The following is a 25,150-nucleotide window of genomic DNA, read 5'->3' on the forward strand; positions in this document are numbered from 1 at the left end:
GTATGGGTGGCGGATATGGGATTTCTGCGTCCTTATAATTCTTATGTGTTAAATGTAACATATTGATAATGTTGATTTAATTTTGTTTTTGTCTTTACATGTGAACATCGAAACAACTGTCAGGCATTCCGATTGACTTAGTCGTGTCTGATATAACGGAAGGAGGTTCCCATGAACATATCACGGCGAGGGTTCATCAAGCTAGCGGGCATAGGTGTCGCGGGGCTTGGAATGAGCCAGATGGGACTCGATCTTTCTACGGCGAAGGCTTACGCCGCCGGACTAAAGATCAAGGGCGCCAAGGAAGTGATTTCCATCTGTCCTTTCTGTTCATTGAGCTGTCATTTCATAGCTCATGTCAAGGACGGAAAGATTGTAAGTACCGAAGGTGATCCGGATTATCCGGTGAGTGAAGGTGCTCTCTGTGCTAAAGGTGCGGCGATGCTCTCCATGCACAACAACCATCATCGTATTGAAAAACCCCTGTACCGTGCTCCCTACAGCACAAAATGGGAAGAAAAGAGCTGGGACTGGGTACTGGACCGCATTGCGCGGAGGGTAAAGGAAACACGTGATGCAGACTTCAAACGGTTCAATGAAAAGGGCCAGGAAGTCAACCGTGTAGAATCAATTTTCCATCTTGGTACATCACAGATGGATAACGAGGAGTGTGCAGTCGTCCATCAGGGTGTACGCGGCCTCGGCCTGGTGCATTTTGATCACCAGGCACGTATCTGACACAGCGCAACTGTTGCGGCTCTGGCAGAGTCGTTCGGACGCGGTGCGATGACCAACCATTGGTGCGATATTGAAAATGCGGATTCTATCCTGATCATAGGAAGTAACGCCGCAGAGCACCATCCCATCTCATTTAAATGGGTTCTCAGGGCCAAGGACAAAGGCGCCAAGGTCATGCATGTGGACCCCAAATTCTCCCGTACATCTGCAAGGTGTGATTTCCATGTACCGCTCAGATCGGGTACAGATATCGCCTTCATGGGCGGCATGATCAACTATGTCCTTGATAATGAACTTTATTTCAAGGAATACGTTGCGAATTATACCAACGCAGCATTTATTGTCGGAAAGGATTACAAATTCTCAAGAGGATTGTTCTCCGGTTACGACAAGAATTCCCGCAAGTACGATAAGTCCAAATGGGCTTTTGAAACCGATGAAAACGGTGTTCCCAAAAGGGACGAGTCCCTCAAGGATTCCCGTTGTGTATTGCAGTTGCTCAAAAAGCACTATTCCCGCTATTCCCTGTCAAATGTCTCAAGGACAACCGGTGTCTCAAAGGATAACCTCCTGAAGGTATACAAGGAATTCGCGGCGACAGGTAAAAGGGATAAGGCCGGCTCCATCATGTATGCCCTTGGCTGGACACAGCATACCGTGGGTGTCCAGAATATCAGGACAAGTGCCATCCTTCAGCTTCTTCTCGGCAATATCGGTGTCGCAGGCGGCGGAATCAACGCCCTGCGTGGTGAGCCTAACGTTCAGGGGTCCACAGACCACTGTATCCTCTGGCATATTCTGCCCGGTTACCTGCCTATGCCCAAAGCGAGCATGGGCTCGTATGAAGATTATGTGAAGGCGACAACCCCGGTGTCAAACGACCCGCAGAGTGCTAACTGGTGGCAGCATAAGCCCAAGTACATGGCTTCACTGCTCAAGGGATGGCGTGGTGACAATGCCTCCGCGGATAACGGATTCGGATACGATATGCTTCCCAAGGCGGATGATGGTGAAGATTACTCTTATCTCTTCATCTTTGACCGCATGTACAAAGGTGATATTAAAGGCGGATTTGTCTTCGGAACCAACCCCGCACAGAGTGTGCCCAACTCCAACAAGGTCCGCAAGGCCCTTGATAACCTTGATTGGATGGTTGTCGGTGAGATCCATCATACCGAAACCAGTGAGAACTGGCATCGACCGGGCGTGGACCCCACAAGCATGAAAACCGAAGTCTTTATGCTCCCGTCTGCGCAGCGGGCCGAGAAAGCCGGTTCCATCAGCAGTTCCGGACGTTGGCTGCTCTGGCACTATGAAGCCTGCCGTCCACTTGGTGAGTCCAAGAGCATGGGTGAGATGTATGTTGACATCATCAATCATGTCCGCCGCCTCTATAACAAGGAAAACGGTGTTTACCCCGAAGCTTTGCTCAGTCTTGACTGGCCTGCCTATTATGATGCCGAAGATATTGCCCAGCGTATCAACGGACGTTTCACAAAGGATGTAACCTTCAAGGGCAGAAAATACAAAAAAGGGCAGCAGGTTCCGTCTTTTGTCGCTCTGACTGATGATGGCGCAACATCCAGCCTCAACTGGCTTTATGCCGGAAGTTATACCGAGGATGAAGGCAACAAGGCCAAACGCCGCAGTCTTGCCCAGACTCCCATGCAGGCCAAAATCAACCTTTATCCCAATTATGCATGGTGCTGGCCTGTAAACAGGCGCATTCTCTATAACCGGGCTTCCGTGGATCTTAATGGTAAGCCTTATGCACCTGAAAAGGCGGTTATAGAATGGGATGGCTCCAAATGGATAGGTGATGTTCCTGATGGTGGATGGCCGCCAATGGCAACCGGAAAAGGGCGTTATCCTTTTATTATGCGCAAGGAAGGTCACGGTCAGCTTTATGGTCCGGGGCTTAATGATGGTCCTTTCCCTGATCATTATGAGCCAGTGGAAACACCCATCAAGCGCCATCCTTTCTCCCGTCAGCTTAACAGTCCGGTATACAAGTATACTGAAAGTGACATGGACAAACTGGCTGAACCGGCTGATGAGCGTTATCCCATCGTGCTTACCACCTACAGCCTCACTGAACACTGGTGCGGTGGCGGTGACACAAGGAATACTCCGGCACTTCTTGAAGCCGAACCTCAGCTTTATGTGGAAATGAGTCCCGAGCTGGCCAAGGAAAAGGGTATCGAGAATGGAGATCCTGTCATCGTTGAAAGTATCAGGGGTAAAGTTGAAGCTATTGCAATGGTTACTGTGCGCATGACTCCGTTTGAAATCAAGGGTGATATCGTTCATGAAATCGGTATGCCATTCTGTTTCGGCTGGACTACCCGTGGCTGCGGTGATGCCACCAACAGGCTGACACCTTCGGTCGGTGACCCGAACACCACCATTCCCGAGTATAAGGCGTCTCTGGTGAACGTTCGCAAAGCGAAAAGACTTACCGAGATTGAAGAGTAACCCGAAACCAAGCCGGATCGCCGGAAGTGTGATTTTTTTATTGAATAATCACACTGCGGAAAACGGTCCGTCCTTAGGAGTAAAAAATGCCTAAAGCATTCTTTGTCGATACTTCGAGATGTACGGCTTGTCGCGGTTGCCAGGTTGCCTGTAAGGAATGGCATGGTCTGCCCGCGGTGAAAACCAAGCAAAGAGGATCACATCAGAATCCACCTGATCTGAATCCTTTCAATTATAAACTCGTCCGTTTCAGCGAGCATCGCATAAACGGCAAGGTCGAATGGTATTTCTTCCCCGACCAGTGCCGTCATTGTGATGTCCCCCCCTGCAAGGACATTGCTGATATGTATGTGACCGGTGCGGTGGTTCAGGATGAAGAGACCGGTGCGGTTATCTTTACTGATCAGTCCAGTCGCCTCGGTGCTGCAGAAGCTGAAGAAATCAGGGAAGCATGTCCTTACAATATCCCGCGCCGTAACAGCGGAACGGGATTGCTCAGTAAATGTGATATGTGCATTGACCGTCTTCAGGCGGGGCTTGTTCCCATGTGTGTGAAAACATGTCCCACCGGAACCATGAACTTCGGTGAGCGGGAAGATATGCTTGCTCTGGCTGAAAAGACTCTGGCCAAGGTAAAGAAGGAATATCCCAACGCGCAGATCATTGATGCAGATGAAGTGAATGTAATCTATCTGGTTCAGGATAAACCCGAACTCTACTATGAGTATGTAACTGCCGATGCTTCCGGTGTCGGTAACGGTGTTACCCGTAAAGAGTTCCTTGCAGGTTTAACCAGACCGGCTAAACGTATCTTTGGATAATTTGTGCCTCCGGCGGCTGGGGAAGGGGAAACTCTTGCAAGAGTTTCCCCTTCCCCAGACCCCATCCCCTTCAGAACCTTTCAATAAGGCTTTGCCCACTGGGGTTGTACAGTTTGGGGAAGTGATGAATTATTTTTTTATTTTGAATTTTGCTGCATAGGAATGAATCAAATTTAAGGACTACTTTTGTCGATGGGCGCGAAGCTTATTAAAAGTTTTTGAAGTGTCCAGAGAAACTTTTTTTACAAATCCGCAGGAAAGAGGAGGTGAGCCACAGGACGTGGTGAATAAAAAAGTTTCTTTGGCCCTCTGAGAGCCTCCGGCGGCAAAATATTTCAGGAGCAAGAATGATGAGTGACACTAAAAAAAAACATGATGTACAGGCCGGATTGCTGGCTTTGCGTAAGAGGCTGCCCGCTCTTGAGAATATTTTCGATGCCTTCGGCCCTTTGCTGAGTGCGCAGGAAAAGGCGGATGAGATTCTTGCTGACTGGAACGATTTTACAGTGCCGGATGCATACGCTCCCCGTTTTGAGCAGGGAGTGCCGTTGTTTGCCGAAATGAGTCTGCCTGATCTGGGAGATTACTACCGGGAAGTCTTTAAGCTTATGGCTGCTGCTGTTGCTGAAGGTATGCCCGCAATGAGCGAAAAAAGCGCAGTATTGCTACAGGTTGCTGAAGATACTATGAACCTGAATGATCTTGCCAAAGCTATTTGGGATGAGGATCAGGAAGCTGTTTTTTCTCTGGCCGAAGAGTGGAATGCAGATGAGCAGATGCTCGTATTTGCAGGGAGTCTGGCTCTTAAATCCTTCATGGTGAGAATGGAAAGCAGGGCAGCTGATAAAATTGAAAATATGCAGTGGCTTAAAGGGTACTGTCCTGTATGCGGAACTTTTCCCGATCTGGCACTTCTTAAAAAATCAGGTGAAGACAACGCGTATCTCAAATCGCACGGCGGTCAGCGCTGGCTGCACTGTTCCGGTTGCGGTCATGAATGGCGTTTCAAGCGCAATATGTGCCCATGGTGCGAGAACGAAGATCATGAGAAAATGAGGTATCTTCAGGCGCAGGAGCGTGCGAATGAACGGGTGTACGTTTGTGAGTCCTGCAGGCATTACTCGGTTACCGTAGATACAAGGGAACTTGTTGAAGAACCGGACCCGAGAGTAGCTCCGCTGGGACTGGTTTATCTTGATATCCGGGCACAGGAAGAAGAGTTCATGCCTATGGCTGAAACTCCTTGGAATGTCCTGTGAATTATGTAGAATAAAATTATTAGAGTCCGCCACAGTCTGTTAGATTGTGGCGGACTCTATGCTATGAAGATCAATTAAATTGCACTCAAGGTATGGTGTCAGGAATTGTACTGACAATTGCGCTTAATTTTCCATTTTTCCTGATGATGTTCAGCCCTTCCTGTAATTTTTTGATTACGCGTTCATCTGTTTCTTTGTTGAATGCGTAGTATACTTCACCAAGATAGACGGTGTAATTGTTTTTAAATTCTTTCCATTCAATATTATGCTTTTTTAAAGTATGATACATTACTTCTTCATTCTCCAGTACGAGATCCACTCTTCCTATTTTAAGCTTTTTAACCATAGTCAGGGTGTCTATAGAATAGTCTGTCTTGTGTTCCGAGAATTTATTTTCTTTTAAAACATGCTGCCCAATACCTTGTCTTGATGTCGTGACAACATATTTTTTCAAGTCTTCAAAGTTGTTTATTGCAAAACCATCATTTCTGGAAAAGAAGGAAAGACTTGCATTCGTAATCGGGCCCACCCATTTAAAATCGTTCTCTCTGGCATTACTGCGGACGGTACTGAAAAGGCAGGTGTTTGGGGTTTCAAGGACGGTCTTGTATCCTCTGGCCCATGGATAGAGTCTTATGTCCACTTTTTTGGGGTTCAACCCTACAGCATCAAAGGCAGCAAAAAGAACACGGACACTGATCCCCTTGATTGCTCCGTTATCTGAATAGTTGTATGGGGGTAATTCTTCGGTGATGAATATTGTATTTCTGAGAGACTGGGCGTGCGCAGTCCCTGGTATGAGAGCTGTGAGCAGAGTTAGCAGGAGCATTACTTTTTTAAGCATACTTATTCCTTAGTTTCGTGAACTATAGCTTAAAAAAATGCATAACTGAATAGCGGAGTATATTTTTCGCAGTACTTTAAGAAGTTATTTGCCCAAATTTTAATTGAGCATAGCTTTTTTGTATTTATTTATGATTTGATCCAGTGTTCCGTTCTGGCTGATTATGTTTATTCCGTGTTGAAGCTTGCGCACCAGATATTCGTCAGTTTGATTGTTGAAGGCGCAGTACATTTTCCCTGTATTGACGGTATGTTTAATCTCATATGATTCAGCATCAAGTCCAAGCAGTTTAATTTGATTGAAGATGGCATATGGGTTGCTGAAGATCATATTTACTCTGTCATAGCGTAGTTTTTGGACCATCATTTTGATGGTGGCTACATCGTCCACCTTGTCCCGATCAAAACCCATTTTCAGCAGTGTGTCATAAGATACTGCTTTCCGTATTGCCGCGATTTTAAGTTTCTTGAAATCATCTAATGTGTTGGCCTTTGAGCCTTTCTTGGTGATAAATGAGCACTTGTAGTCTGCGATAGGTCCCGCCCATTTGAAAAGGTTTTCCCGTTCTGGATTTCTTACCATGCTTATTATGCAGGTATTGGGAGTTGAAACGACTGTCTGATATGCGCGTGCCCAAGGGTAAATGTGTATTTCGGAGGCTGATCGTTTCATATTGACTGCAGCAAGGGCCTCTAACAGAATTTCAACATTGACCCCTTTCACGGTTTGGTTGCTGGCATAGGCATACGGGATGATGGATTCAACTATAAAGGTTGTATAGCGTAATGATTGCGCGCACGCGACACTGCAAAGCAACTGTATGAAAAGTATGGTGCATATGAGCAGACGTGCAAGCATTCGATTCCTCACTTATATCCTTCATAGCATGAATCCAGGTTTTAATGAAGAGATGTTTAATCCTGGCATTTAATCTCATTGCCATTGATTAAGTCTGAAAGGACTTTCGTTCTTTTCGATGGATCTTCAATCCTCAACAGGTAAATACAGTTCCAGCAGCCATCCCATAGACAATCGGCCTGTGGTGGATTTTCCATTTCATTGCTGAAATTGTCTGTTTCCCCTGCATACAGCATATTAACCAGAAATCCGGCTCGGTGACCCCGTGGGTGGGTATAACTTAGTATATATATTCCGCCGTATTCCGGGATAGGGCGGGTCTTGGCAAAGATTTCAAATGTATATTCCTCTCCTGATTTGCCGCTGAATATCCATTCCTTCTGTCTAAACAAAACTCCTCCTTAATATGCTGAATTATATGTTATAAACAAATATCTAGATTTAATATAAATAATATCAAGAAGATGCCGATATATGTCTATAGTGTGTTTAATGTGTCTGGTTTGACATCTATTTGGGTTTAATCTTTAAGGAGAAATGATGAAAAAGACAATGAAATTCGTATTGGCAATGATAATGGTTTTGATGATGAGCGGTGGGGCGATGGCGCAGACTGCTTTTAATGCGCAGGGAACCTGCTTGGTTCCACATGTTACTGGCCATAGAAGCTCTAGTGAATGGACCGTAACAAGGGTTCATCTATCCAACATAACTGATAGTGCAATCCACTGCAAAATTGATATTTACGACCACAATGGGAATGATGTTTCCTCTTATGGCAGTATTTATTCAGTAAGTACTGACGGAGTAAATTGGTCATACATTATGACTGCTGGAAACGAGTTTGAAATTCCCGCACACTCGACAAGAATGATGGAATTCACCAGAGGAACAGTTCCAAACAGAATTATGGGTTATGGGGTGGTGAAGTGGAAATCAAATGACCCTATGAAACAGAAGGCTTTAGTTGGATTTGTAAGAATCCATACTGCAAATTCTATCCATGCTTATGGTGGAGAAGTATTTCTCAATGACGGCCAACCCTTCTAATCTTATATAAACAAAACTCCCCGGACAGCCAAGCTATCCGGGGAGTCCTAAAATCAAAACAAATCAAATAAATTTTACTTCTTTATCGCCCCACGCAAATCCCGAATCATCCCGCCGATATCATCAGCACCGACAATTTCGGTGACCAGTGCAACGCATTTTGCGCCACGGTTCATTACCTCAGCGATATTGTGTTCCTTGATGCCCCCGATGGCGACAAAGGGGATATCGATGTTTTTCACTACCCAGTCGAGGTATTCGAAGCCTACCGGATCAACTACATCGTCTTTGGTGTAGGTCTTGAAGATGGGTCCTACTCCGATATAATCAACACCAGCTTCTACGGCTGCGAGTGCTTCCTCGGGAGCATGGGTTGAAAGGCCTATTGCCATTTTATCCCCGATCAGCTTGCGCACTGCATGGACGGGAAAATCCTCCTGTCCGATGTGTATTCCGTCCGCTCCGACCATCACGGCAAGATCAATATCATCATTGATGATGAAGGCTGCTCCTGCTTCGCGGGTCATTTTGCGGATTTCCACGCATTCTTTATATTTCTGTCCGGATTTGATTTCCTTTTCACGGTACTGGATCAGCTTGATACCGTTGTCGAGCATTTCACGTACAACTTCAATGTTTGAACGGCCCTTGGAGAATTTGAGGGCGGTAAGGCAGTAAAGGTCTGTATCGAGGATATTTTTGCGGGTTATTTCTCTTGCGCTCATGGCTTAACTCCTTTCCGATTCGTATTTATTTAAATAAAATGATAGGACTACGTCAGCCTGTTTGGCGGCGGCGATCCCTACCCTTGGTGAAAAGGGTGGATTCTCGGCGTTGCATTCAGTTTTCATGTCTCCGACAATGTAGAAATTATCCCGGATTCTGCGGGTAATCATTTCATCGGTATTCCCTGTCCCGCCCATACCTGAGGCACAGACAAGCAGCTTGTCCGAGTTCATGTACTTTTCCACAAGTGCCTTTTTGGCGGAGGCATCGTCAAAAGCTTCGATGATCACATCACATTGCCCGAATATTTCATCGGCATTTTCCGAGTTTATTCTGGTCACATGTATGCAACAGTCCGCATCCGGATTGACTGACAGCATGTTTTCGCAAAGGGCTGTGACCTTATGTCGTCCGAGCTGCTCAAGTCGATACTGCTGCCGGTTGAGATTGGATTTTTCCACCTGGTCAAAATCTGCAATCGTGAATAATTTAAAGCCGCTGCGAACAAGATGCATGGCACAGTTTGAGCCCAGTCCGCCAGCACCGGCTATGCCGATTCGTATTTTCTGCAGATAGCGCAGCCGATCTTCACCGAGATAAGCGGCTATGCCTTGTTCAGCACGGTTCACGATGCTTCCTCAAGCGGATGCCAGTCTTTGAAAACAGGCTGGTAACCGTGTTTTCTAAGAACTGCACACATCTCATCAACGCTTCGATCATCGCTGATGTCAAACTGTCCTACTTTTTCCTCATCATCGCAGGTGTGCCCACCGACTTCAGTGGAAACGCCAGCTGACATGCGGGTTACGCCAAGTGGAAGTATGTTCTCACGGAATCCGGGAGCTTCGCGTGTGGAGATGGTTATTCCGCAGCGGGGCAGAAAGATACGCAGGGCGAGCATGTTCTGCACAAGGTCGGTGTCACTGACAATGGATCTGGGTACGAAGGCGTCACCAACGTGGGAACGGATGCGCGGCAGTGATACAGCAATGTCCACTTCCGGATACTTGTTCTGCAGATAGGCAGCATGAATGCCTGTCTTGAGTGCGTCATTCCGCCATTCATCAAGCCCGAGAAGTGCACCGATATTTACAACCCTCATCCCGGCTTTGCAGGCCCTTTCAGGCGCATCAAGACGAAAGCGGTAATCGTTCTTGGGTCCGGCAGGATGCAGGTCTGGGTACAATGTTTCATTGTATGTTTCCTGAAACATGGTCATGCCGTCAACACCTGCTTCGACCAACCGTTTGTATTCATCCTCGGTCATGGCGTAAATTTCGATCGAAACGGACGGAAAATGATTTCGCAGAATTTTTACTGCCGATTCAATATACTCCGGAGATGACTTGGCCCGGGCGTCACCTGTCAGTATGAGCAGGTGCTTAAGTCCGGTGGCAGCGATGGCTTTAGCTTCTTTTGTCAGTTCTTCAGGTCCGAGCTGGGAACGGGGAATTTTGTTTTTGGTATTGAATCCGCAGTAAACGCATTTGTTGGTGCAGAAGTTAGCCATGTACAGCGGGGTGAACAGTTGAATTGTCCGTCCGAAATGCTGCATGGTCAACCTGCTGGCCTTTGCGGCCATTTCTTCAATAAAAGGGAGTGCTGCCGGACTTAACAGGGCAAGGAAGTCTTCGGGGCTTGCGGTTGTCTTGTTAAGGGCGCGCCTGACATCATGTTCGGTAACGGAGCCGAATTGCTCGGCAAGGGGGGCGTCGTTGTATTCGGCGCAGATGGGGTAGAAACTCATTTTCTTATCCTTCGTGCAGGAATCCGGTCAGGGGAGAGGATGCCTTGGCGTGGCTGTGTTTTGCTCCGGGGCCGGAGAGGTATGCCTGTCGTCCGGCCTTTACGGCCCGGCCGAATGCCTTTGCCATGAGAACCGGATCGCTCGCAGTGGCGATTGCGGTGTTTACCAGACAAGCGTCAGCACCCATTTCCATTGCCTCACAGGCTTCGGAAGGGCGGCCGATTCCAGCGTCAACTATGATGGGCAGCTCTATTTCGTCAATCAGGATACGGATCATCTCACGGGTTTTTAGTCCCCGGTTGGTTCCGATGGGCGCGCCAAGGGGCATCACCGCCGCTGCTCCTGCGTCAACGAGTGAGCGGGCAATATAGAGGTCCGCATTTACATAAGGCAGGACCACAAATCCTTCCTCGGCGAGAATCTCCGTTGCCTTTGCGGTTTCGTAACCATCGGGTAGCAGGTACTTGTTATCGGAAATAACCTCGATCTTGATCCAGTTCCCGCAACCCATAGCCTTGGCAAGACGTGCGATACGTACAGCTTCTTCGGCATTGCGCGCGCCTGAAGTGTTCGGCAGCAACTGCATTTCGGAAGGGATGTGGTCCATCACGTTTCCGGTTTCAGATTCAAAATCCACACGGCGCAGGGCAACGGTTATAACCTGGGAGCCTGAAGCCTTGCATACATCGGGGATAACAGAATCATCCGCGTATTTTCCTGTTCCGGTAAGCAGGCGGCTGTTCAGTTTAACGCCGCCGAGTTCAAAAATATCTTCATTCATTAGATTAACCTCCGCCAACAAAGCGCAGCACTTCGAGGTGATCCCCGTCGTTGATTACAGTTGTTTCAAAAACTTCCGCGGCAACAATTTCCCTGTTCAGCTCAACAACCACAGTTTCCGGGGTCAGTTCTTTGGATTTGATCAGCTCAAGGATGGTCGTGCTTTCGGAAAGTTCAGTTTCTTTTCCGTTAAGAGTAACAAGCATTTTGGGAGCTCCATAAAAAAAATGCTCACCACGGAAGGGTGAGCTAAAAGAATAGATGATAAAACGAAATCTATTTATTCAGCTTCCCTACGGCGGGATTACCCGCATCAGGTTCAAAGGGACAGGCTTTATGCCATCTCAGCCAGTTAAGGCGCCCCTAGCTGCAAGAAGGTTATTCAAAACAGCTGTCCATGTAAAGAGGAAAAGAAAGATGGATGCAGTGGCAGTATTATTTTATAACATAAACTGTCACAGGTAGAGCCTCTAAAGTCCGGGATGCATGAAAACTCTATAGGGGTGGACACTGCAAAAGAACTCGAATGATTAGGATCTGTACAGTTCAGTTTATTGAGTCCGGCACATTTCAAGTATCAACTGTCAGACGACTTTAAAATCCGAAGCTGAATATATAAAAGCACTGAAACCTTGCGTGCTTAATGAAAGCCGGCTCCAGTGCTTTTTTTGATTGGATGAGGAAGCTTAAGCTGTCTCTTTGAAAGCTGATTCTATATCAGATGCAAACTGCTATGAATGTAATCTAAATTATATAGAGCTTATCTTTTGCCTGAGAAGTATTCCGCATATTTGATGAAGTAGATATGTTCAGCGATATTTGTAATATGGTCTCCGACACGTTCGAGGCAGCGCATGGTGAAAAGGAGTGAAATGAAACCCTTACCTTCCAGGTCCTCGGACGAAACGCAATCCTTCATGCCAATGACTGCTTCTTTGAACAAGGCGTCGACATTACTGTCACTGTGCCAGACATCAAGAGCTTTTTCCACACTCAGTTCTTTAAATGCTACAAGAATCTGTTCCATCATGGCGGAAAGTTCCTGTCCCATGTGTTTCACATAGCCCAGATGCTGGGTATGCTCATCGGCAAAGCCTCTTTTGCCCCGTTTAGCGATGCTTTTGGCATAGTCCGCGATACGTTCAAGGTCTGAAGCAATTTTGCTGCTTGCCAAAACATAACGCAGGTCACCGGCTTTGGGTTCCATTTTGGTCACTATCATAAGAGACATGTGGTCAACTTTGTGTTCCAGTTCGTTGATTTCAGAATCTCTCTGGATAATTTCTTCAGCTGCTTCAGGGTCGTTTACCTCGAAAGTGGCAATAGCTCTGGTCAACTGGTCAAGAGAAAGGGTACCTAGTTTAAGTACCAGGTCCTGAAGTTCGGAAAGTTCGTCCTCGTAGACTTTGAGAGGGTGCTGCATATCCATAAAATATTAACTCCTGTGGCTTTTGCCGGTCGGAATGTTTTCAGAAAATTTCATTTTGTCGGGTGTGAATGATTGAGTGGTCAGCCACACATGTAGCGGATACGTTATTATTGTTACAGCATTATGGCGAGATGAAGGATGTTGGTTACAATTGGGCTTTAGCTTCAGTTAAATTAAGGGATTGAAGACAGGTAAGCAATAGTCTGCAGGTCTGGGAAGGGCGTCAATATAGGTTCTTAAGGCAGATTTTATTCTGAAAACCCCCGCAGCATTGAATATACTGCAGGGGATCGTACAATCCTCAGACATTCATATACCGAAGTCAGAAAGGATAACCTTGTATGAGAGTATTATTTGCGGATGATCAGTCTTTGATGGTGGGCATTTTGGTTGTTTCGCCGCGATGGTTGCGGAATGTGTATTCCTGTTCGTTCTTATCGACGCAGTAGTAGTCTGGCATAAGCGGTATTTTACCGATATTTGTCGCGCATACGTACATGGGCTGGGCAAGACCGGTGGTGTGGCCGCGGAGTCCGTCACGTATAAGTTCGGCTCCTTTTTCAATGGGGGTGCGGAAATGGTCGATGCCGGGAGCGGGTTCGCAGTAGAAAACGTAGTAAGGACGGATGCGGAACTGCAGGAGCTTCTGGTGAAGGGTTTTGAAGGTATCAAGGTCATCATTGATTCCCTTGAGCAGGACCATCTGGTTGCCTATGTTTACGCCGCAGGTCAGGAGGTCGTAAACGGCCTTGCGCGTTCGTTGTGTCAACTCCTTGGGGTGGTTACACTGGGTGTTAAGCCATAAAGGAATATCGTGGTCGCCACCCAGAACTTTGGTCAGTTCCGGCGTGATACGCTGCGGCATTGCAATGGGTACACGGCTTCCGAAGCGAATCATTTCAATGTGATCGATGGAGCGCAGGCTTTTCAGCAGATATTCGAGGCGGTCATCTGAAAGCAGCAGGGGGTCTCCGCCTGTGATCAGCACGTCCCGGACCTCTTCGTGGTTTTTTATCCATTCAATGCCTTCGTCAAGGTCGAATCTCAACTCAAGGTCTTTATCCACCACCAGTTCCTTGCGGAAGCAATGACGGCAGTAGTTGGCGCATATGTCTGTTACCGTGAAAGCTACACGGTCAACATACTGCCGGGCAATGCAGTCCGGACGTTTTTCTTCGGTTGCGCGGTTTTCTTTCCATACAAGATAGTTGTCGATTCCGTACTCGTTCTGGGTCTCTTTCAATGAAGGGATTGCCTGCATGCGTATGGGGCAGTTGGGGTCATCCTTGTCCATCAATGAGGCCATGTGCGGAGTTGTACCCCATGTTGTGTTAAGTGTTGTTATGGCCTCTTCTTCATCCGGAGTAACGTTAATGTATTCTTTTAACCGATCAAGAGTGTTGACCATATTTTTCATCTGATCTTTCCAGTTTTCCATAAATCCTCCAGAAACAATAGCGGAACATCATCGATGTCCGAGGTTAGGGTTTTTGATAAATGAACCAGAATACAACCATAGTCGTCTGGTTTTTTCTCTGTAAAACAGAATTTATCGGAGACTTATTATCCTAAAATTGGTATAAAGTGAACCCTGAGCATGAAAAATTTAAATATGAGCAAAGATGTGGCTGAATATTCCGTGATTTTTAAGACGGGGTGTTGATTTAAAGTTTGGTTCTATGGTTCTAGTTTTGCATTGATTCTATGTTAAAAAAGTGAGCGTTTATTTAATAGTTGTGTCTTTAATGTATTTACAGCTTTTACTGCATAGTTTGTTTATGTACTAAGTGTTTACTACTTATGTTTTTAAGGTTTAAAATGCTTTGTTGTGCTGTCTTGAGTATAAGGCCTTTGAAGGGGGGGAGGGTCGGATTTATCAAGGATATCGATGAATTTTTCATGGGCTTGGATGAAAGGGGCATATTCCGTTTACTTTACTGAAATGATGGGTGTATTGTTAACATGTACTATAGATCTCGTAACACATGCTATTCAGGGTAAGGGGTATAGATAATGAGACTTTTGATTTGCGGAGCCGGAAGGGCGGCAAGAGAGTTGCTCAGGCGTCTCGGTGACGACTGGGAGGTGACGCTCATTGATAAATCCAGTGAACGGATCGAACAGACTTCTGCAGTTTCTTCCGATGTAAAAGCCAGTTATGTTGAAGATGCTACCAGTCAGGTGGTGATGGATAAAGTAGAAGTGGGTGGCTACGACTATGTACTGGCTATCACTGATGAAGACAGAAACAATAAGATTATCGCTGAAATGGCTTTCGCTGCCGGCGTTCGACATGTTTCGGCTTTTATTCATGATAGTGAAATTGCCGCGATTCTCGGAAAAAAAGGGATAAATGTAATCCAGCTCGGAAAGCTGGCGGCAGGGCAGTTGTACCATTATCTGCAGGACCCGAGAATGAGGGTTACTCCTCTATATCTAGGGGCTGCCAATATTATGGAAATCAAGGCTTCAGAGTATCTTAGAATAGTAGGTAAACGGGCAGGATATTTTCAGCGCAGGGACATGCGTCTTGTTTCAATTTTTCGTGACGAAAAGGTTTTGTTTCCCAAGCCGGATACTCTGATTCGTTCAGATGACCGCCTCGTGATTCTGGGCAACAGTTCGGTCTTTCAGAATCTTTGTGGCATCCTTGAATGCAGTAATCCCCATTTTCCAATGGCTTACGGACCGGGATTGCTTGTGGCTCTACCTGTGATTAAATCGAGCGAGGGGGTTGAACAGGAACTTCATGAAGCTTTATATGTGGCTCAGAATACCCAGATCAAAAATGTGACTCTGCTTAATGCCGAGCCGGAAGAGCCGTATCATGAACATCTGACGGGATGGCCGCAGAATTTATCCGTAGGCATGATTTCGTTGGATGGAGAGCTGCCCGGAAATATACGTGAAAGCTGCCGCGGTAGTAATTTCGGTTTGGTGGTAACGGCACCTTTCGAGACGAAGTTCATGAAGGCTTTCGGAAAGCCGTCTTATGTCGGCTTGGCCAGTGAACTAGACAGGCCTCTGCTGATTTCCAAGGGGTCAGCCCCTTATGGAAAATTCCTCGTGCCTTTCAACGGTTCTGCCATGTCTGAATTAGCGGTGGAAGTTGCGGTTGATATCAGAAAACAGATGGGTGGAGAAATAGCTATAGCTGTGATTGAAGAACCTGAGTTCATAACCGGAGATGAAAATGACGGGTGGAAGGAGAAAGTCCTGAGCCGGGCCAATGAGTTGGGGCATATTTATAAAACCAAATTTGAGCTTGTCACAAGAAAAGGGAATCCGGTCAAGGAGCTTAAGAAACTCAGCACGGACTATGATCTGATGATTATTGGAAGCACCAACCGTGACCGTGGGGTTTTTACTCCCAACATCGGTGAAAATCTTGTAGTTGCATCGGATTGTTCGGTGCTCTTGCTGGCGTTTTAATTATGTTTATTTCACAGGATGTCGCCCTTTTTATTGTCTGTTTCGCTGCTGCATTACTGCCCGGTCTGAGCCGCCGTGCCGGAGTACCTTCTCCCGTGGGAGAGATTTTGTTCGGTGTGCTGATCGGTAAGAGTTTTCTGGGGCTTCACTTCCCTGGGGAATGGTTGTCGTTTCTTGCTGAGCTTGGTTTTATGGTCCTCATGTTCCAGTCCGGAATGGAGATTGATTTCAAGCTGCTAAAAGGGCAGGGCAGAAAAGCATTGGCCTTTCACTGCATTTTGTTTGGGGTGACGATCCTTGTGGCGTTTGGTTGCGCGGCTGTTCTGAATCAGAGTTATTTCATGATTCTGGTTCTTTCCACTACATCTTTGGGGCTGGTTATGCCTGTTTTAAAGGAATCGGGAATTCAAAGTACCCGGTTTGGGCAGACTGTGCTTATAGCCGCAACTTTCGCGGATTTTCTGACTTTACTGGGCATAACATTTTATATTCTTTTCAAGGTCAACGGTCTGGACTTTACCCTTCTTGCTCCACTACCTCTTTTCCTTGGTTTTGCTGTTCTTCTATGGACTGCACGACTATGGGCCTGGTGGAATCCTGAAAAAGCGGAGCGGCTGCTTTTGACTGAGACGCTGCAGGAACAGGGCGTGCGTGTTTCGCTGGCTCTTTTATTTCTATTTGTCTGTCTTGCCGAGGCAGTTCATCTTGAGCCTGTTCTTGGAGCATTTATGGGCGGATGTATTCTTTCTTTTGTACTCCGGAAGAAGGATAATCTGGAATCAAAGATTTCTGTTATAGGATTCGGTTTCCTGATTCCCATGTTTTTTATTCATGTCGGCATGGAGTTTGATGTCAGTAATATCTTAACGGTTGATAGAATTCTCTTTACCTTTTATGCCTTTTTGGCTGCAATTCTTGTTAAACTTATTCCATGTCTCATTTTTCCACTGTGGGGCATGACTTTCACTGATGGATTCAAGGCAGGCGCACTTTTGTCTTCCCGGTTAAGCCTGATAATCGCGGCGGCGGCAGTTGGTCTGCAGGAAGGATATATCAGCGAACCTACCAAGGACAGTATTGTCCTGCTGGCTCTTGTCTCCTGCATTACCGGGCCTGTTGCTTTTCGGTATCTTTCCAGAAAACTGGGTTAGAATGCTGCTAAAGGGCGAGACAAAGGACTGTGCAGACTAGGTCTGGGCCCTTTCATTGCAGGACTCCCGATACATCTATCAGGAGTCTGAACGGCGTATAATTGTAGTGATTATTTCGCCCACCCTGAACCCCCATTTGCGCATGGTGCTCTTATTTACAATCGTTTCAGGAGTCATCAGCCACAGCCAGTCTTCAACATTCACTGTCAGAGTTCTACCTTTAACAGGAATTATCAGATTGTAGTCCATCAGAAGGGCATTTCCGGAAGTTGCAAGGGTTGCTTCGCCTTCCACATCGGAAGCTGTTCCGGTGTAGGGCCCATTACCTGTTTTGGTAAATTCCCATCGTCGTTGAAGTTTTTCCCCATCGTTGAATATGAAATCTTCAGTCAGTATTCCGTGAAGTGCACCGTCTTTTTCTTCCCAGCTTCCACGCATGACTGCATTGAAGGAACGCCTGACCGAGCCTCCCCTTGTAAGTATCACTCCGTGAGCATCCAGTTCTCCATTAAAAAAATCTTCCAGCACGATGGGGACACCTCCGGCGCTGTTTTCCTCAACATTTACATTGCCTGAGCAGCCGACCATGAAAATTGCGCAGATGGGCAGGATTAATTTGTCCATTATCCTCTCCTGTTTTTGCTGCCGGTTATTCGGCGGACTAACCAGTGATACAAGGGGTAGGGCAGAACTCTGAGCAGTTTACAGCTCCATGAGAAAGCCGGAGGAAAATGAATTTCCATTTTTCTTTTTGAAAGCCCATTCCATATGAATTGCGCTGCGCTGTCTGCATCAATTATCATCGGCATGGGGTAGTCATTAAGATCTGTGAGCGGTGTTTTTACGAACCCCGGATTAATTGCTGTTACAGATAAACCGTAAGTTTCAACATCGAACCGCAGACTTTGCAGGAAGTTGTTAAGCCCGGCCTTACTTGCTCCGTAGGCTGCAGCGAGCGGCAGTCCCCGGTACGAGGACAGTGAACCTACGCCCACAAGGTGTCCGCTTCCGCGCTCCAGCATATCCGGTAAACCCACTAGTAAAGTTGAAATTGCTCCGGCAAGGTTGATCTCAAAGAGGTGTCTGCATTTGGAAATGCTGATCTCGCTTGCGGGCATGTTTATATGAGTTCCTGCGTTGGCAATAACCATGTCGGGTACGCCCCATTCCTTCTTGATCTGAGCATAAGCCGATTTTATTTCTTCGTCTTTGCTTACATCGCAGGGAACACATAATACTTTCCCGCTGTGGGTAGATGATTCCTTTTCCAATGATTCCAGCTTATCTTTGTTCCTGCCTGTTAAAACTACATTTTTACCTTCATTAGTAAACTTCAGGGCCAGCGCCCTGCCTATGCCGCTTGTTGCTCCTGTAAGCCATATCGTCTGGACATGATCCATTAAAGACCTCCGCTTGATTTTGTCTGGATTAGATTACTCTATAGCATGATTAATTTAAAAAAACAGTGTATGGATCAGTATGCTTAATTCAGAAGAGAAGCGTCCTTTATGGCCGGTAAGGCTTTGGAGAAGAAGGGTTCGTGAACCGGTTATGAGGGAGTTGACCCGAGGGGTTTCCCCCCGGCGTGTGGCTCTGGCTGTTACGCTGGGATTGTTTTCTTCAACCTGGCCCCAGATAGGAACCAACCCCTTCATGGCTTTACTGTTATCCTGGTTATTCCGTTGCAACAAGGCTGTGACAAGCGGTGTTTCACTAGTTTTTACTCCCTTGCAGTATGTCTTGATGATTCCTTTTCTGAGGGTGGGAGAGACTCTGCTGGGTGTGGATCATTTCCAGACCTCAGTTCCGGAAATAATTATGATTGTCGCTACTGATCCTGTGGGGTCTTTTAAAGTTCTCGGTATTCCATTGCTGCATGCCATACTTGGGTGGCTGTTTGTATGGTTGTTTGCCGGTCCTGCTGTTTTCCTCCCATTACGCTGGTTGATGCTGAGGTTGGCCGTTGCAAGAAAAATATCATAATTGTTCACATATTCGACCAGTTATTGTAAGAAGGATTTATGTCTCAAAATAATATTGATTATACCGAAGGCGGAATGCGTGTTGCCGTGGTTGGCGGCGGAATTTCCGGAATTGTCGCGGCCCATCTGGTTTCCAGAGATAATGATGTTGTTCTGTTTGAAAAGGAAACACGGCTGGGCGGGCACACCTATACCGTGGATGTGCAGGATGAAAATGAGATCCGGCCCGTTGATATGGGGTTTATTGTATTCAACGAACAGAATTACCCTGTCTTCAACAGGTTTCTGAAAGAGCTTGGTGTTGAGAGAGCTGAGTCGGATATGTCTTTTGCCTTTCATGATCCCGGCACTGGGTTCATGTATGCCGGAACGGGGCTGCGGGGAATGCTGGCGCGCTGGAGAAATCTGGTTTCACCTTCTTTCTGGAAAATGCTTAAGGGAATGCTGCGTTTTGGAAAAGAGGCTAAAGCGGACCTCGACAGTGGCAGGCTTTCCTGGATTACCATCGGCGAATATATGGATTCCATGGGATACAGCAAGGAGTTTGAGGACTATTACCTCCTGCCTATGGCCGGGGCAATCTGGTCGGCTCCGCACGGCAAGGCCCGGGATTTTCCGGCAGAAGCACTGGTGAGATTTTTCGACAACCATCTTCTTCTTGATTACCGCAACAGATCCCCGTGGTTTTATGTCAAAGGCGGAAGCAGTACGTATGTAAAGGCCTTTGAGCAGTCCTTCAGGGGTGAAATTCGTTGTGGATCAGGAGTTGAGACTGTGCGCCGGACGGAAAAAAATGTCAGTATTGTCACTGACGGCAGCACCGAGCAATTCGATGCCGTGATTATGGCTACCCATGCGGACATAAGCCTCAAGCTTCTGGAGAGTCCCTCTGATGAGGAAAGAAGGCTGCTTGGTCCGTGGTCATATGCAGATAATAAGGTGGTCCTGCATTCGGATATGAGCTTTCTGCCGCCGAGAAGAATCGCCACTGCTTCATGGAATTTCATTAAAGAGCCGGAACGAGCTATGGATGCACCTGTGGGAGTCAGTTATCATATGAACAGGCTGCAGAAGATCAGGAGCACTAAGGAGTATGTTGTCACACTTAATCCCATCCGCGAGCCGCAAACCGGGACCGGAATAGATATCCGCCATTTTGATCATCCTCAATATTCTATTGATTCAATGGCGACACAGAAAGAAATGGGGTCCCTCAACGGGCCTAACAGAACTTTTTTCTGCGGGGCATATCAGGGATACGGCTTTCATGAAGACGGGGCCAGGTCCGGCGAGCAGGTGGCACATCATTTCGGGGTGTCTTTATGAACAGCTTTCTGCTGCCCTGCAGGGTAAAACATAACCGTTATGCCCCTACAGAGCATTCGTTTGAATATCCTGTGCGGACCTGTCTTCTGGATCTGGACGATCTTTCTGAAATTGACCGCAGTCTGAAGCTTTTTGGTTACAACCGCTTTTCGCTGGCTTCACTTCTGGACAGCGATTACCTTACTTCCGGTTCAGGAACCATTCCCGAAAAGCTGTCAGCACTGATGGCTGACAACGGTCTTGAAATACAGACCGGGGATAAAGTCTATCTGGTCACGTCTCCCCGGTTGATGAATTATGTGTTTAATCCTGTAAGCTTTTATTGGCTTTTCAGAGACGGCGAGCACATTGGATGCGTTGCTGAAGTAAATAATACTTTCGGTGAAAAACATGTTTATCCCCTGTCCGGCCATGGAGACACGGAAGGTTTTCCGGCAGAATATCAGGCCGATAAAACTTTTCATGTTTCTCCTTTTTTTGACCGCACGGGCAGGTATCATTTCAACTTTTCTGATATCAGGAAAAATCTTGCTGTTTCCGTTACTCTCATTCGTGATGGCAGTAAGAATTTTGAGGCGGAAATCTCTGAAGAAGGTGAGCGCATTCCACTTACGGACGGGAACCTTCTCAAGAGTATAGTCAGCAGGCCTTTCACCTCACACCTTACTTTTCCTCGTATCTTATGGGAGGCGGGGAAGATTCATTACGGTAAGAAAATCGGATACCACCCAAAGCCGGAACCTATGACTTCTATGACAATCAGACATATCAGCAAGAACAGTAAAACAGCTTCCATCTATGAAAGGATTGTACGCAGTCGCCTGCGGAAGATGAAGAAGGGAACTCTGCTTCTGGAAAGTCCGACAGGTAAAACTGAATGCTACGGAAGCGGCAACGGATTTACGGCTCATATAATTGTAAAGTCTCCTGAGTTTTACCGTAAGGTCCTGTTCCACGGTGAGATTGGCCTTGGTGAGGCTTATTCGCAAGGCTGGTGGGATTCCCCGGATTTGCCTTGTGTGGTTCTGTTCTTTCTGGGCAACAATAGGGATGGACGGGAAGGTAATGGTGTGCTGAACAGGCTGGGGCACAGGGCCTGCGGCTTTCTGGATAATCTGCGGCATGAGTTTGCCCCAAGAAATGATGAAGCCGGATCAAAAGAAAATATTTCGGCTCATTATGATCTTTCCAATGAGCTTTTTAAAAGATTCCTTGATCCAACTATGTCTTATTCAAGTGCTGTGTTTCTTGATCCATCAGGAACTGATGAAGATTTAAGTGGGGCCCAGAAGCGCAAAAATCGTATTTTGGCAGACAGGATTCAAATAGGCCCTGATGATCATGTGCTGGAGATAGGTTGCGGATGGGGCGGCTTTCTCCACCAGACAGCGCTTGAAAGAGGATGCCGCATTACCGGAGTCACAATCTCTGAAGAGCAGTACCGTTATGCTGTTGAAAGAATCCGGAAAGCCGGGCTTGAAGACAGGGTTTCAGTTTTACTCAAGGATTACAGAAAAATTACTGATAAGTTTGATAAAATAGTATCAGTAGAGATGCTTGAAGCTGTTGGTCATGATTTTCATCCGGAATTTTTCCGGACTATAGACAGGCTGCTCAAACCTTCCGGGCTCGCAGTCATTCAGAGCATTACAATTCAGGATTCCCATTATGACCGATACAGGTGGGGAATGGACTGGATACGTAAACATATTTTTCCCGGAGGGCTTCTTCCCTCCCTGACCAGAATTTGTGAAGTAACATCAAAGGATACGGCACTGGTGGTACAGAGTGTTGAGTCAATCGGTCCCCATTATGCTTCTACGCTCAGACGGTGGCGGGAAAAATTCAATCTTGCCTGGGAAGATATATCCGCCCACGGATTTGATGAATACTTCAAACGTACATGGAACTACTACTTTGCCTTATGTGAAGCAGGATTCGATTACGGTCATATAAATAATATTCAGTTTGTCCTTTCCAGAGCGGAGCCATTATCGATCAGGAAATGCTGCAGCAATCCGGAGTGCAGAACATGAAGTAGTTTGAATGTCCGCTGCTAATCATCAGTTCCTAACCTTAGTTTCTTAAATTCAGGCCCGCGATATTTTTTGCGGGCCTTTCTTGTGACGAAATTCAGTTGTTATGCAATGTAATTCCGTTGTTGTAACGTAATTTCGTTGTGGATGTAGATGGTAAATATAAAAATATCGTTTTATTTCAGTGTGTTATAAGTGAGAGAGGAGTTCGGCACAGCTATTGCCTTAGGACTGAGTAGATAAATTCTACGACAACGCCTCGGGATATGGCAGGTAACAGCAATAATCGGTTTGCTTTATTTGAGGATTATCATCCGAGGCTAAACAGCCTAAAGGAATGAGCAAATGGGAAAAGAACACCACTCTCATGAACATGATCATAATCACGGACACAAACATAACCATAATGACTTCACGGATTACAGGAATGCGGTCAAGGAATACCGTAACTCTTTTGCCAGTAAAAAGGATGTGATTGAGCACGCTCCTGATCCGGCAGTGAGGGAGATGGTCAGATATATGGATGAGCAGGGCGTGGAAAACTGTTTTGACCGGTTTGATCAGCAGAAGCCTCATTGTTCTTTCGGTCTGGCAGGTGTGTGCTGCAAAATATGTTCTTTAGGACCATGCAAGATAACTGAACGCTCTCCAAGAGGAACATGCGGGGCAGATGCTGATCTTATCGTTGCACGTAATCTGGTAAGGTCTGCGGCGGGAGGTGTCGCGGCACATGGTGCTCGTGCCCGGGAAATCATTCTTACTCTGAAAAAAGCAGCCGAAGGTGATATAGACCTTCCCATTGAAGGAAAAAATAAGGTCAAAGCTGTGGCTGACATGTTTGATCTTGATATCAAAAACAGCAGCATTGAAGAACTTGCCGGACAGATTGCGGATATCCTGCTGGAGGATATGAGCAGAGCTGTTCCCGGTACTCATAGAACTCTGGAAGCCGCGGCAACCTATGAGCGCAAAAGAGTCTGGGAGGATCTCGATTTGATTCCTGTCGGATCATATCACGAAGTATTCGAGGCCCTGCATCAGACTACAGTCGGAACACAAGGGGATTGGCGCAAGGCCATGGACCAGTTTATGCGTCTGGGGATTGCTTTTTCAATGAACAGCGTAGTGGGCGGCTCTATCGCCAGTGACTGTCTGTACGGTGTTCCTCAGCGTACGACTGTTAAGGCCAATCTTGGCGCGCTTAAAACTGATACCGTAAATATAGCTATCCATGGACATGCACCGCAGATGGCAATGGAAGTCATCAAGACGGCCCGCAGTGATAAGTTTGTTAAAATGGCAGAGGAAGCTGGTGCCAGCGGGATACAGTTTTATGGTATCTGCTGTTCCGGTCTTTCTTCGCTTTACAGGCTCGGGGGCGTAATCCCTTTGTCCAATGCCAATGGTTCCGAGCTTGTTGTGGCAACGGGGGCTCTTGATCTCTGGCTTGCGGATGTTCAGGAAATCTTTCCCGGCATTATGGATGTGGCCGAATGCTACAAGACAGTTGTCGTTACTACAAATGAATCAAATCAACTGCCAGGAGCCGAGCATATCGGTTACAAGAGAGATCTTTCGGATCTTGATAAACTTCCTGAGTTGGCAGATCGAATCGTCACTCGCGCGATCGAGAGCTTCAAAAACCGCCGTGATGTGAAAAGGCATATCCCCGAGCATGAAATTGAAGCGGAAGTCGGGTTCAATATCGATACTCTCAAGGAACGTTACGGTTCACTGTCCACAATTGCCTCAGCTCTTATTGAAGGTAAGATCAAGGGGATTATCAATCTGGCCGGATGCACCAACACCAGAATCGTATTTGAGAAAGCTATTGTGGATATCGTCGATATTCTGCTGAAAAACAATGTGCTCGTTTTTACCAACGGTTGCGCGTCTTTCCCAATGGCCAAACTTGGATATTGCTCGGTTAAAGGTCAGGAAAAATGCGGGGACAAGCTCCTTAGGTTTCTCGGTCCCAAGATGCCGCCCGTCTGGCATTTCGGGGAATGTATAGATAACGCCCACGCGGTAGCTGTTTTCAGGGAAATAGCAAAGTACACCGGACGCCATATGAAAGACCTGCCTTTTGCCGAGGTAACACCGGAATGGTCCAATGAAAAAGGTGTAGGCGCGGCACTTGCCTACCGCATGCTCGGCTTCAATTCCTATCACTGTGTACATGCTCCTGTGCAGGGATCACGTAATGTTGAGGAGTTCCTTTACAGCGGCACCAAGGAGTTGCTCGGCTCATGCATGAATGTTGATCCCGATCCGGAAAAAGTGGCGGCAATGATCCTGAAGGATTTTGAAGAAGCCAGATCGAATGTCTGCTGGCGTTCATAGTAAAGCTTTACAAGCATTTGCCTGTTGCCTCATCGGGCTGCACTGCTACCCCCCGGTTTATCCGGCAACTACGCCGGGGGGTGGTTGTGCACCCACGGGTTTGACTGTTTACATGGTTCCGCTGAGAAACTGCCGGGGTGAAAGATGCATTTA

The 25,150-nt window shown here is 46.8% G+C and carries 22 protein-coding genes and 1 riboswitch; of the genes, 10 read left to right on the plus strand and 12 right to left on the minus strand.

Translation table 11 applies throughout. The annotated features are described in order from the left end of the window. Positions 1-171: 171 nt before the first annotated feature. The 3 genes from fdnG to ACZ5PW_RS11935 all read left to right on the plus strand — a co-directional run bounded on the left by fdnG (position 172) and on the right by ACZ5PW_RS11935 (position 5,293). On the plus strand, positions 172-3,213 hold the full coding sequence (gene fdnG, locus ACZ5PW_RS11925) for a formate dehydrogenase-N subunit alpha (RefSeq protein WP_464553781.1): 3,042 nt from the start codon (positions 172-174) through the stop codon (positions 3,211-3,213). Between the two features lie 86 nt (positions 3,214-3,299). Beyond that, positions 3,300-4,034: a 4Fe-4S dicluster domain-containing protein gene (locus ACZ5PW_RS11930; RefSeq protein ID WP_464553785.1), complete on the plus strand. Its 735-nt coding sequence runs from the start codon at positions 3,300-3,302 to the stop codon at positions 4,032-4,034. A gap of 347 nt (positions 4,035-4,381) precedes the next feature. Further along, positions 4,382-5,293 (plus strand): formate dehydrogenase accessory protein FdhE, encoded by a 912-nt coding sequence (locus ACZ5PW_RS11935; protein WP_464553788.1) that lies wholly within the window; start codon positions 4,382-4,384, stop codon positions 5,291-5,293. 85 nt (positions 5,294-5,378) lie between these two features. On the opposite strand, the gene ACZ5PW_RS11940 is transcribed toward ACZ5PW_RS11935, so the two are convergent. From ACZ5PW_RS11940 to ACZ5PW_RS11950, 3 genes are all read right to left on the minus strand, one after another. After that, complete coding sequence (locus ACZ5PW_RS11940) at positions 5,379-6,137, minus strand: substrate-binding periplasmic protein (RefSeq protein ID WP_464553792.1); 759 nt, start codon at positions 6,135-6,137, stop codon at positions 5,379-5,381. Positions 6,138-6,236: 99 nt separating this feature from the next. Beyond that, entirely contained in the window at positions 6,237-6,995 is a 759-nt protein-coding gene (locus ACZ5PW_RS11945) for a substrate-binding periplasmic protein (RefSeq protein WP_464553795.1), read from the minus strand. 56 nt (positions 6,996-7,051) lie between these two features. Further along, positions 7,052-7,387 (minus strand): hypothetical protein, encoded by a 336-nt coding sequence (locus tag ACZ5PW_RS11950; RefSeq protein ID WP_464553798.1) that lies wholly within the window; start codon positions 7,385-7,387, stop codon positions 7,052-7,054. 145 nt (positions 7,388-7,532) lie between these two features. Between ACZ5PW_RS11950 and ACZ5PW_RS11955 the strand changes: the two genes are divergently transcribed. Next, positions 7,533-8,045 carry a hypothetical protein gene (locus tag ACZ5PW_RS11955; protein WP_464553803.1) on the plus strand — a complete coding sequence of 171 codons (513 nt, stop codon included), beginning with the start codon at positions 7,533-7,535 and terminating at the stop codon, positions 8,043-8,045. A gap of 74 nt (positions 8,046-8,119) precedes the next feature. Here the strand turns inward: ACZ5PW_RS11955 and thiE are convergent, their stop codons facing one another. The 7 genes from thiE to ACZ5PW_RS11990 all read right to left on the minus strand — a co-directional run bounded on the left by thiE (position 8,120) and on the right by ACZ5PW_RS11990 (position 14,165). Then, positions 8,120-8,770 carry a thiamine phosphate synthase gene (gene thiE / locus ACZ5PW_RS11960; RefSeq protein WP_464553806.1) on the minus strand — a complete coding sequence of 217 codons (651 nt, stop codon included), beginning with the start codon at positions 8,768-8,770 and terminating at the stop codon, positions 8,120-8,122. Positions 8,771-8,773: 3 nt separating this feature from the next. Continuing rightward, positions 8,774-9,400, minus strand: a complete 627-nt coding sequence (gene thiF / locus ACZ5PW_RS11965; protein ID WP_464553808.1) for a sulfur carrier protein ThiS adenylyltransferase ThiF — start codon at positions 9,398-9,400, stop codon at positions 8,774-8,776. Further along, positions 9,397-10,518 (minus strand): 2-iminoacetate synthase ThiH, encoded by a 1,122-nt coding sequence (thiH, locus tag ACZ5PW_RS11970; protein ID WP_464553809.1) that lies wholly within the window; start codon positions 10,516-10,518, stop codon positions 9,397-9,399. The genes thiF and thiH overlap by 4 nt, the downstream gene beginning before the upstream one ends. Positions 10,519-10,522: 4 nt before the next feature. Then, positions 10,523-11,299 (minus strand): thiazole synthase, encoded by a 777-nt coding sequence (locus ACZ5PW_RS11975; RefSeq protein ID WP_464553812.1) that lies wholly within the window; start codon positions 11,297-11,299, stop codon positions 10,523-10,525. A gap of 4 nt (positions 11,300-11,303) precedes the next feature. After that, the gene (gene thiS / locus ACZ5PW_RS11980; protein WP_464553816.1) at positions 11,304-11,504 is read right to left on the minus strand and encodes a sulfur carrier protein ThiS; all 201 of its coding nucleotides are present in this window, start codon (positions 11,502-11,504) and stop codon (positions 11,304-11,306) included. Positions 11,505-11,571: 67 nt separating this feature from the next. Then, a riboswitch (TPP riboswitch) is annotated at positions 11,572-11,673 on the minus strand. Positions 11,674-12,058: 385 nt separating this feature from the next. Then, entirely contained in the window at positions 12,059-12,727 is a 669-nt protein-coding gene (phoU, locus tag ACZ5PW_RS11985) for a phosphate signaling complex protein PhoU (protein ID WP_464553820.1), read from the minus strand. Between the two features lie 364 nt (positions 12,728-13,091). After that, positions 13,092-14,165: a KamA family radical SAM protein gene (locus ACZ5PW_RS11990; protein WP_464553824.1), complete on the minus strand. Its 1,074-nt coding sequence runs from the start codon at positions 14,163-14,165 to the stop codon at positions 13,092-13,094. A 575-nt stretch (positions 14,166-14,740) separates the two neighbouring features. On the opposite strand from ACZ5PW_RS11990, the gene ACZ5PW_RS11995 reads away from it, so the two are divergent. Beyond that, the gene (locus ACZ5PW_RS11995) at positions 14,741-16,159 is read left to right on the plus strand and encodes an NAD-binding protein (protein ID WP_464553829.1); all 1,419 of its coding nucleotides are present in this window, start codon (positions 14,741-14,743) and stop codon (positions 16,157-16,159) included. Between the two features lie 2 nt (positions 16,160-16,161). Continuing rightward, positions 16,162-17,310: a cation:proton antiporter gene (locus tag ACZ5PW_RS12000; protein WP_464553833.1), complete on the plus strand. Its 1,149-nt coding sequence runs from the start codon at positions 16,162-16,164 to the stop codon at positions 17,308-17,310. A 78-nt stretch (positions 17,311-17,388) separates the two neighbouring features. On the opposite strand, the gene ACZ5PW_RS12005 is transcribed toward ACZ5PW_RS12000, so the two are convergent. Further along, positions 17,389-17,934: a DUF3833 family protein gene (locus tag ACZ5PW_RS12005; RefSeq protein WP_464553836.1), complete on the minus strand. Its 546-nt coding sequence runs from the start codon at positions 17,932-17,934 to the stop codon at positions 17,389-17,391. Next, positions 17,934-18,710 carry an SDR family NAD(P)-dependent oxidoreductase gene (locus tag ACZ5PW_RS12010; protein WP_464553841.1) on the minus strand — a complete coding sequence of 259 codons (777 nt, stop codon included), beginning with the start codon at positions 18,708-18,710 and terminating at the stop codon, positions 17,934-17,936. The genes ACZ5PW_RS12005 and ACZ5PW_RS12010 overlap by 1 nt, the downstream gene beginning before the upstream one ends. A gap of 79 nt (positions 18,711-18,789) precedes the next feature. Here ACZ5PW_RS12010 and ACZ5PW_RS12015 point away from each other — a divergent pair, with 79 nt between their 5' ends. The 4 genes from ACZ5PW_RS12015 (at position 18,790) to ACZ5PW_RS12030 (ending at position 24,997) form a co-directional block, all read left to right on the plus strand. Continuing rightward, positions 18,790-19,293, plus strand: coding sequence for a DUF2062 domain-containing protein (locus tag ACZ5PW_RS12015; RefSeq protein ID WP_464553845.1), 504 nt, complete (start codon positions 18,790-18,792; stop codon positions 19,291-19,293). 38 nt (positions 19,294-19,331) lie between these two features. Then, positions 19,332-20,618, plus strand: a complete 1,287-nt coding sequence (locus tag ACZ5PW_RS12020) for an NAD(P)/FAD-dependent oxidoreductase (RefSeq protein ID WP_464553849.1) — start codon at positions 19,332-19,334, stop codon at positions 20,616-20,618. Next, positions 20,615-22,654: a DUF1365 family protein gene (locus ACZ5PW_RS12025; RefSeq protein WP_464553853.1), complete on the plus strand. Its 2,040-nt coding sequence runs from the start codon at positions 20,615-20,617 to the stop codon at positions 22,652-22,654. Before ACZ5PW_RS12020 ends, ACZ5PW_RS12025 begins: the two co-directional genes overlap by 4 nt. A 345-nt stretch (positions 22,655-22,999) precedes the next feature. Then, complete coding sequence (locus ACZ5PW_RS12030; RefSeq protein WP_464553857.1) at positions 23,000-24,997, plus strand: hypothetical protein; 1,998 nt, start codon at positions 23,000-23,002, stop codon at positions 24,995-24,997. Positions 24,998-25,150 lie beyond the last annotated feature (153 nt).

It is taken from the genome of Maridesulfovibrio salinus (assembly GCF_055394525.1).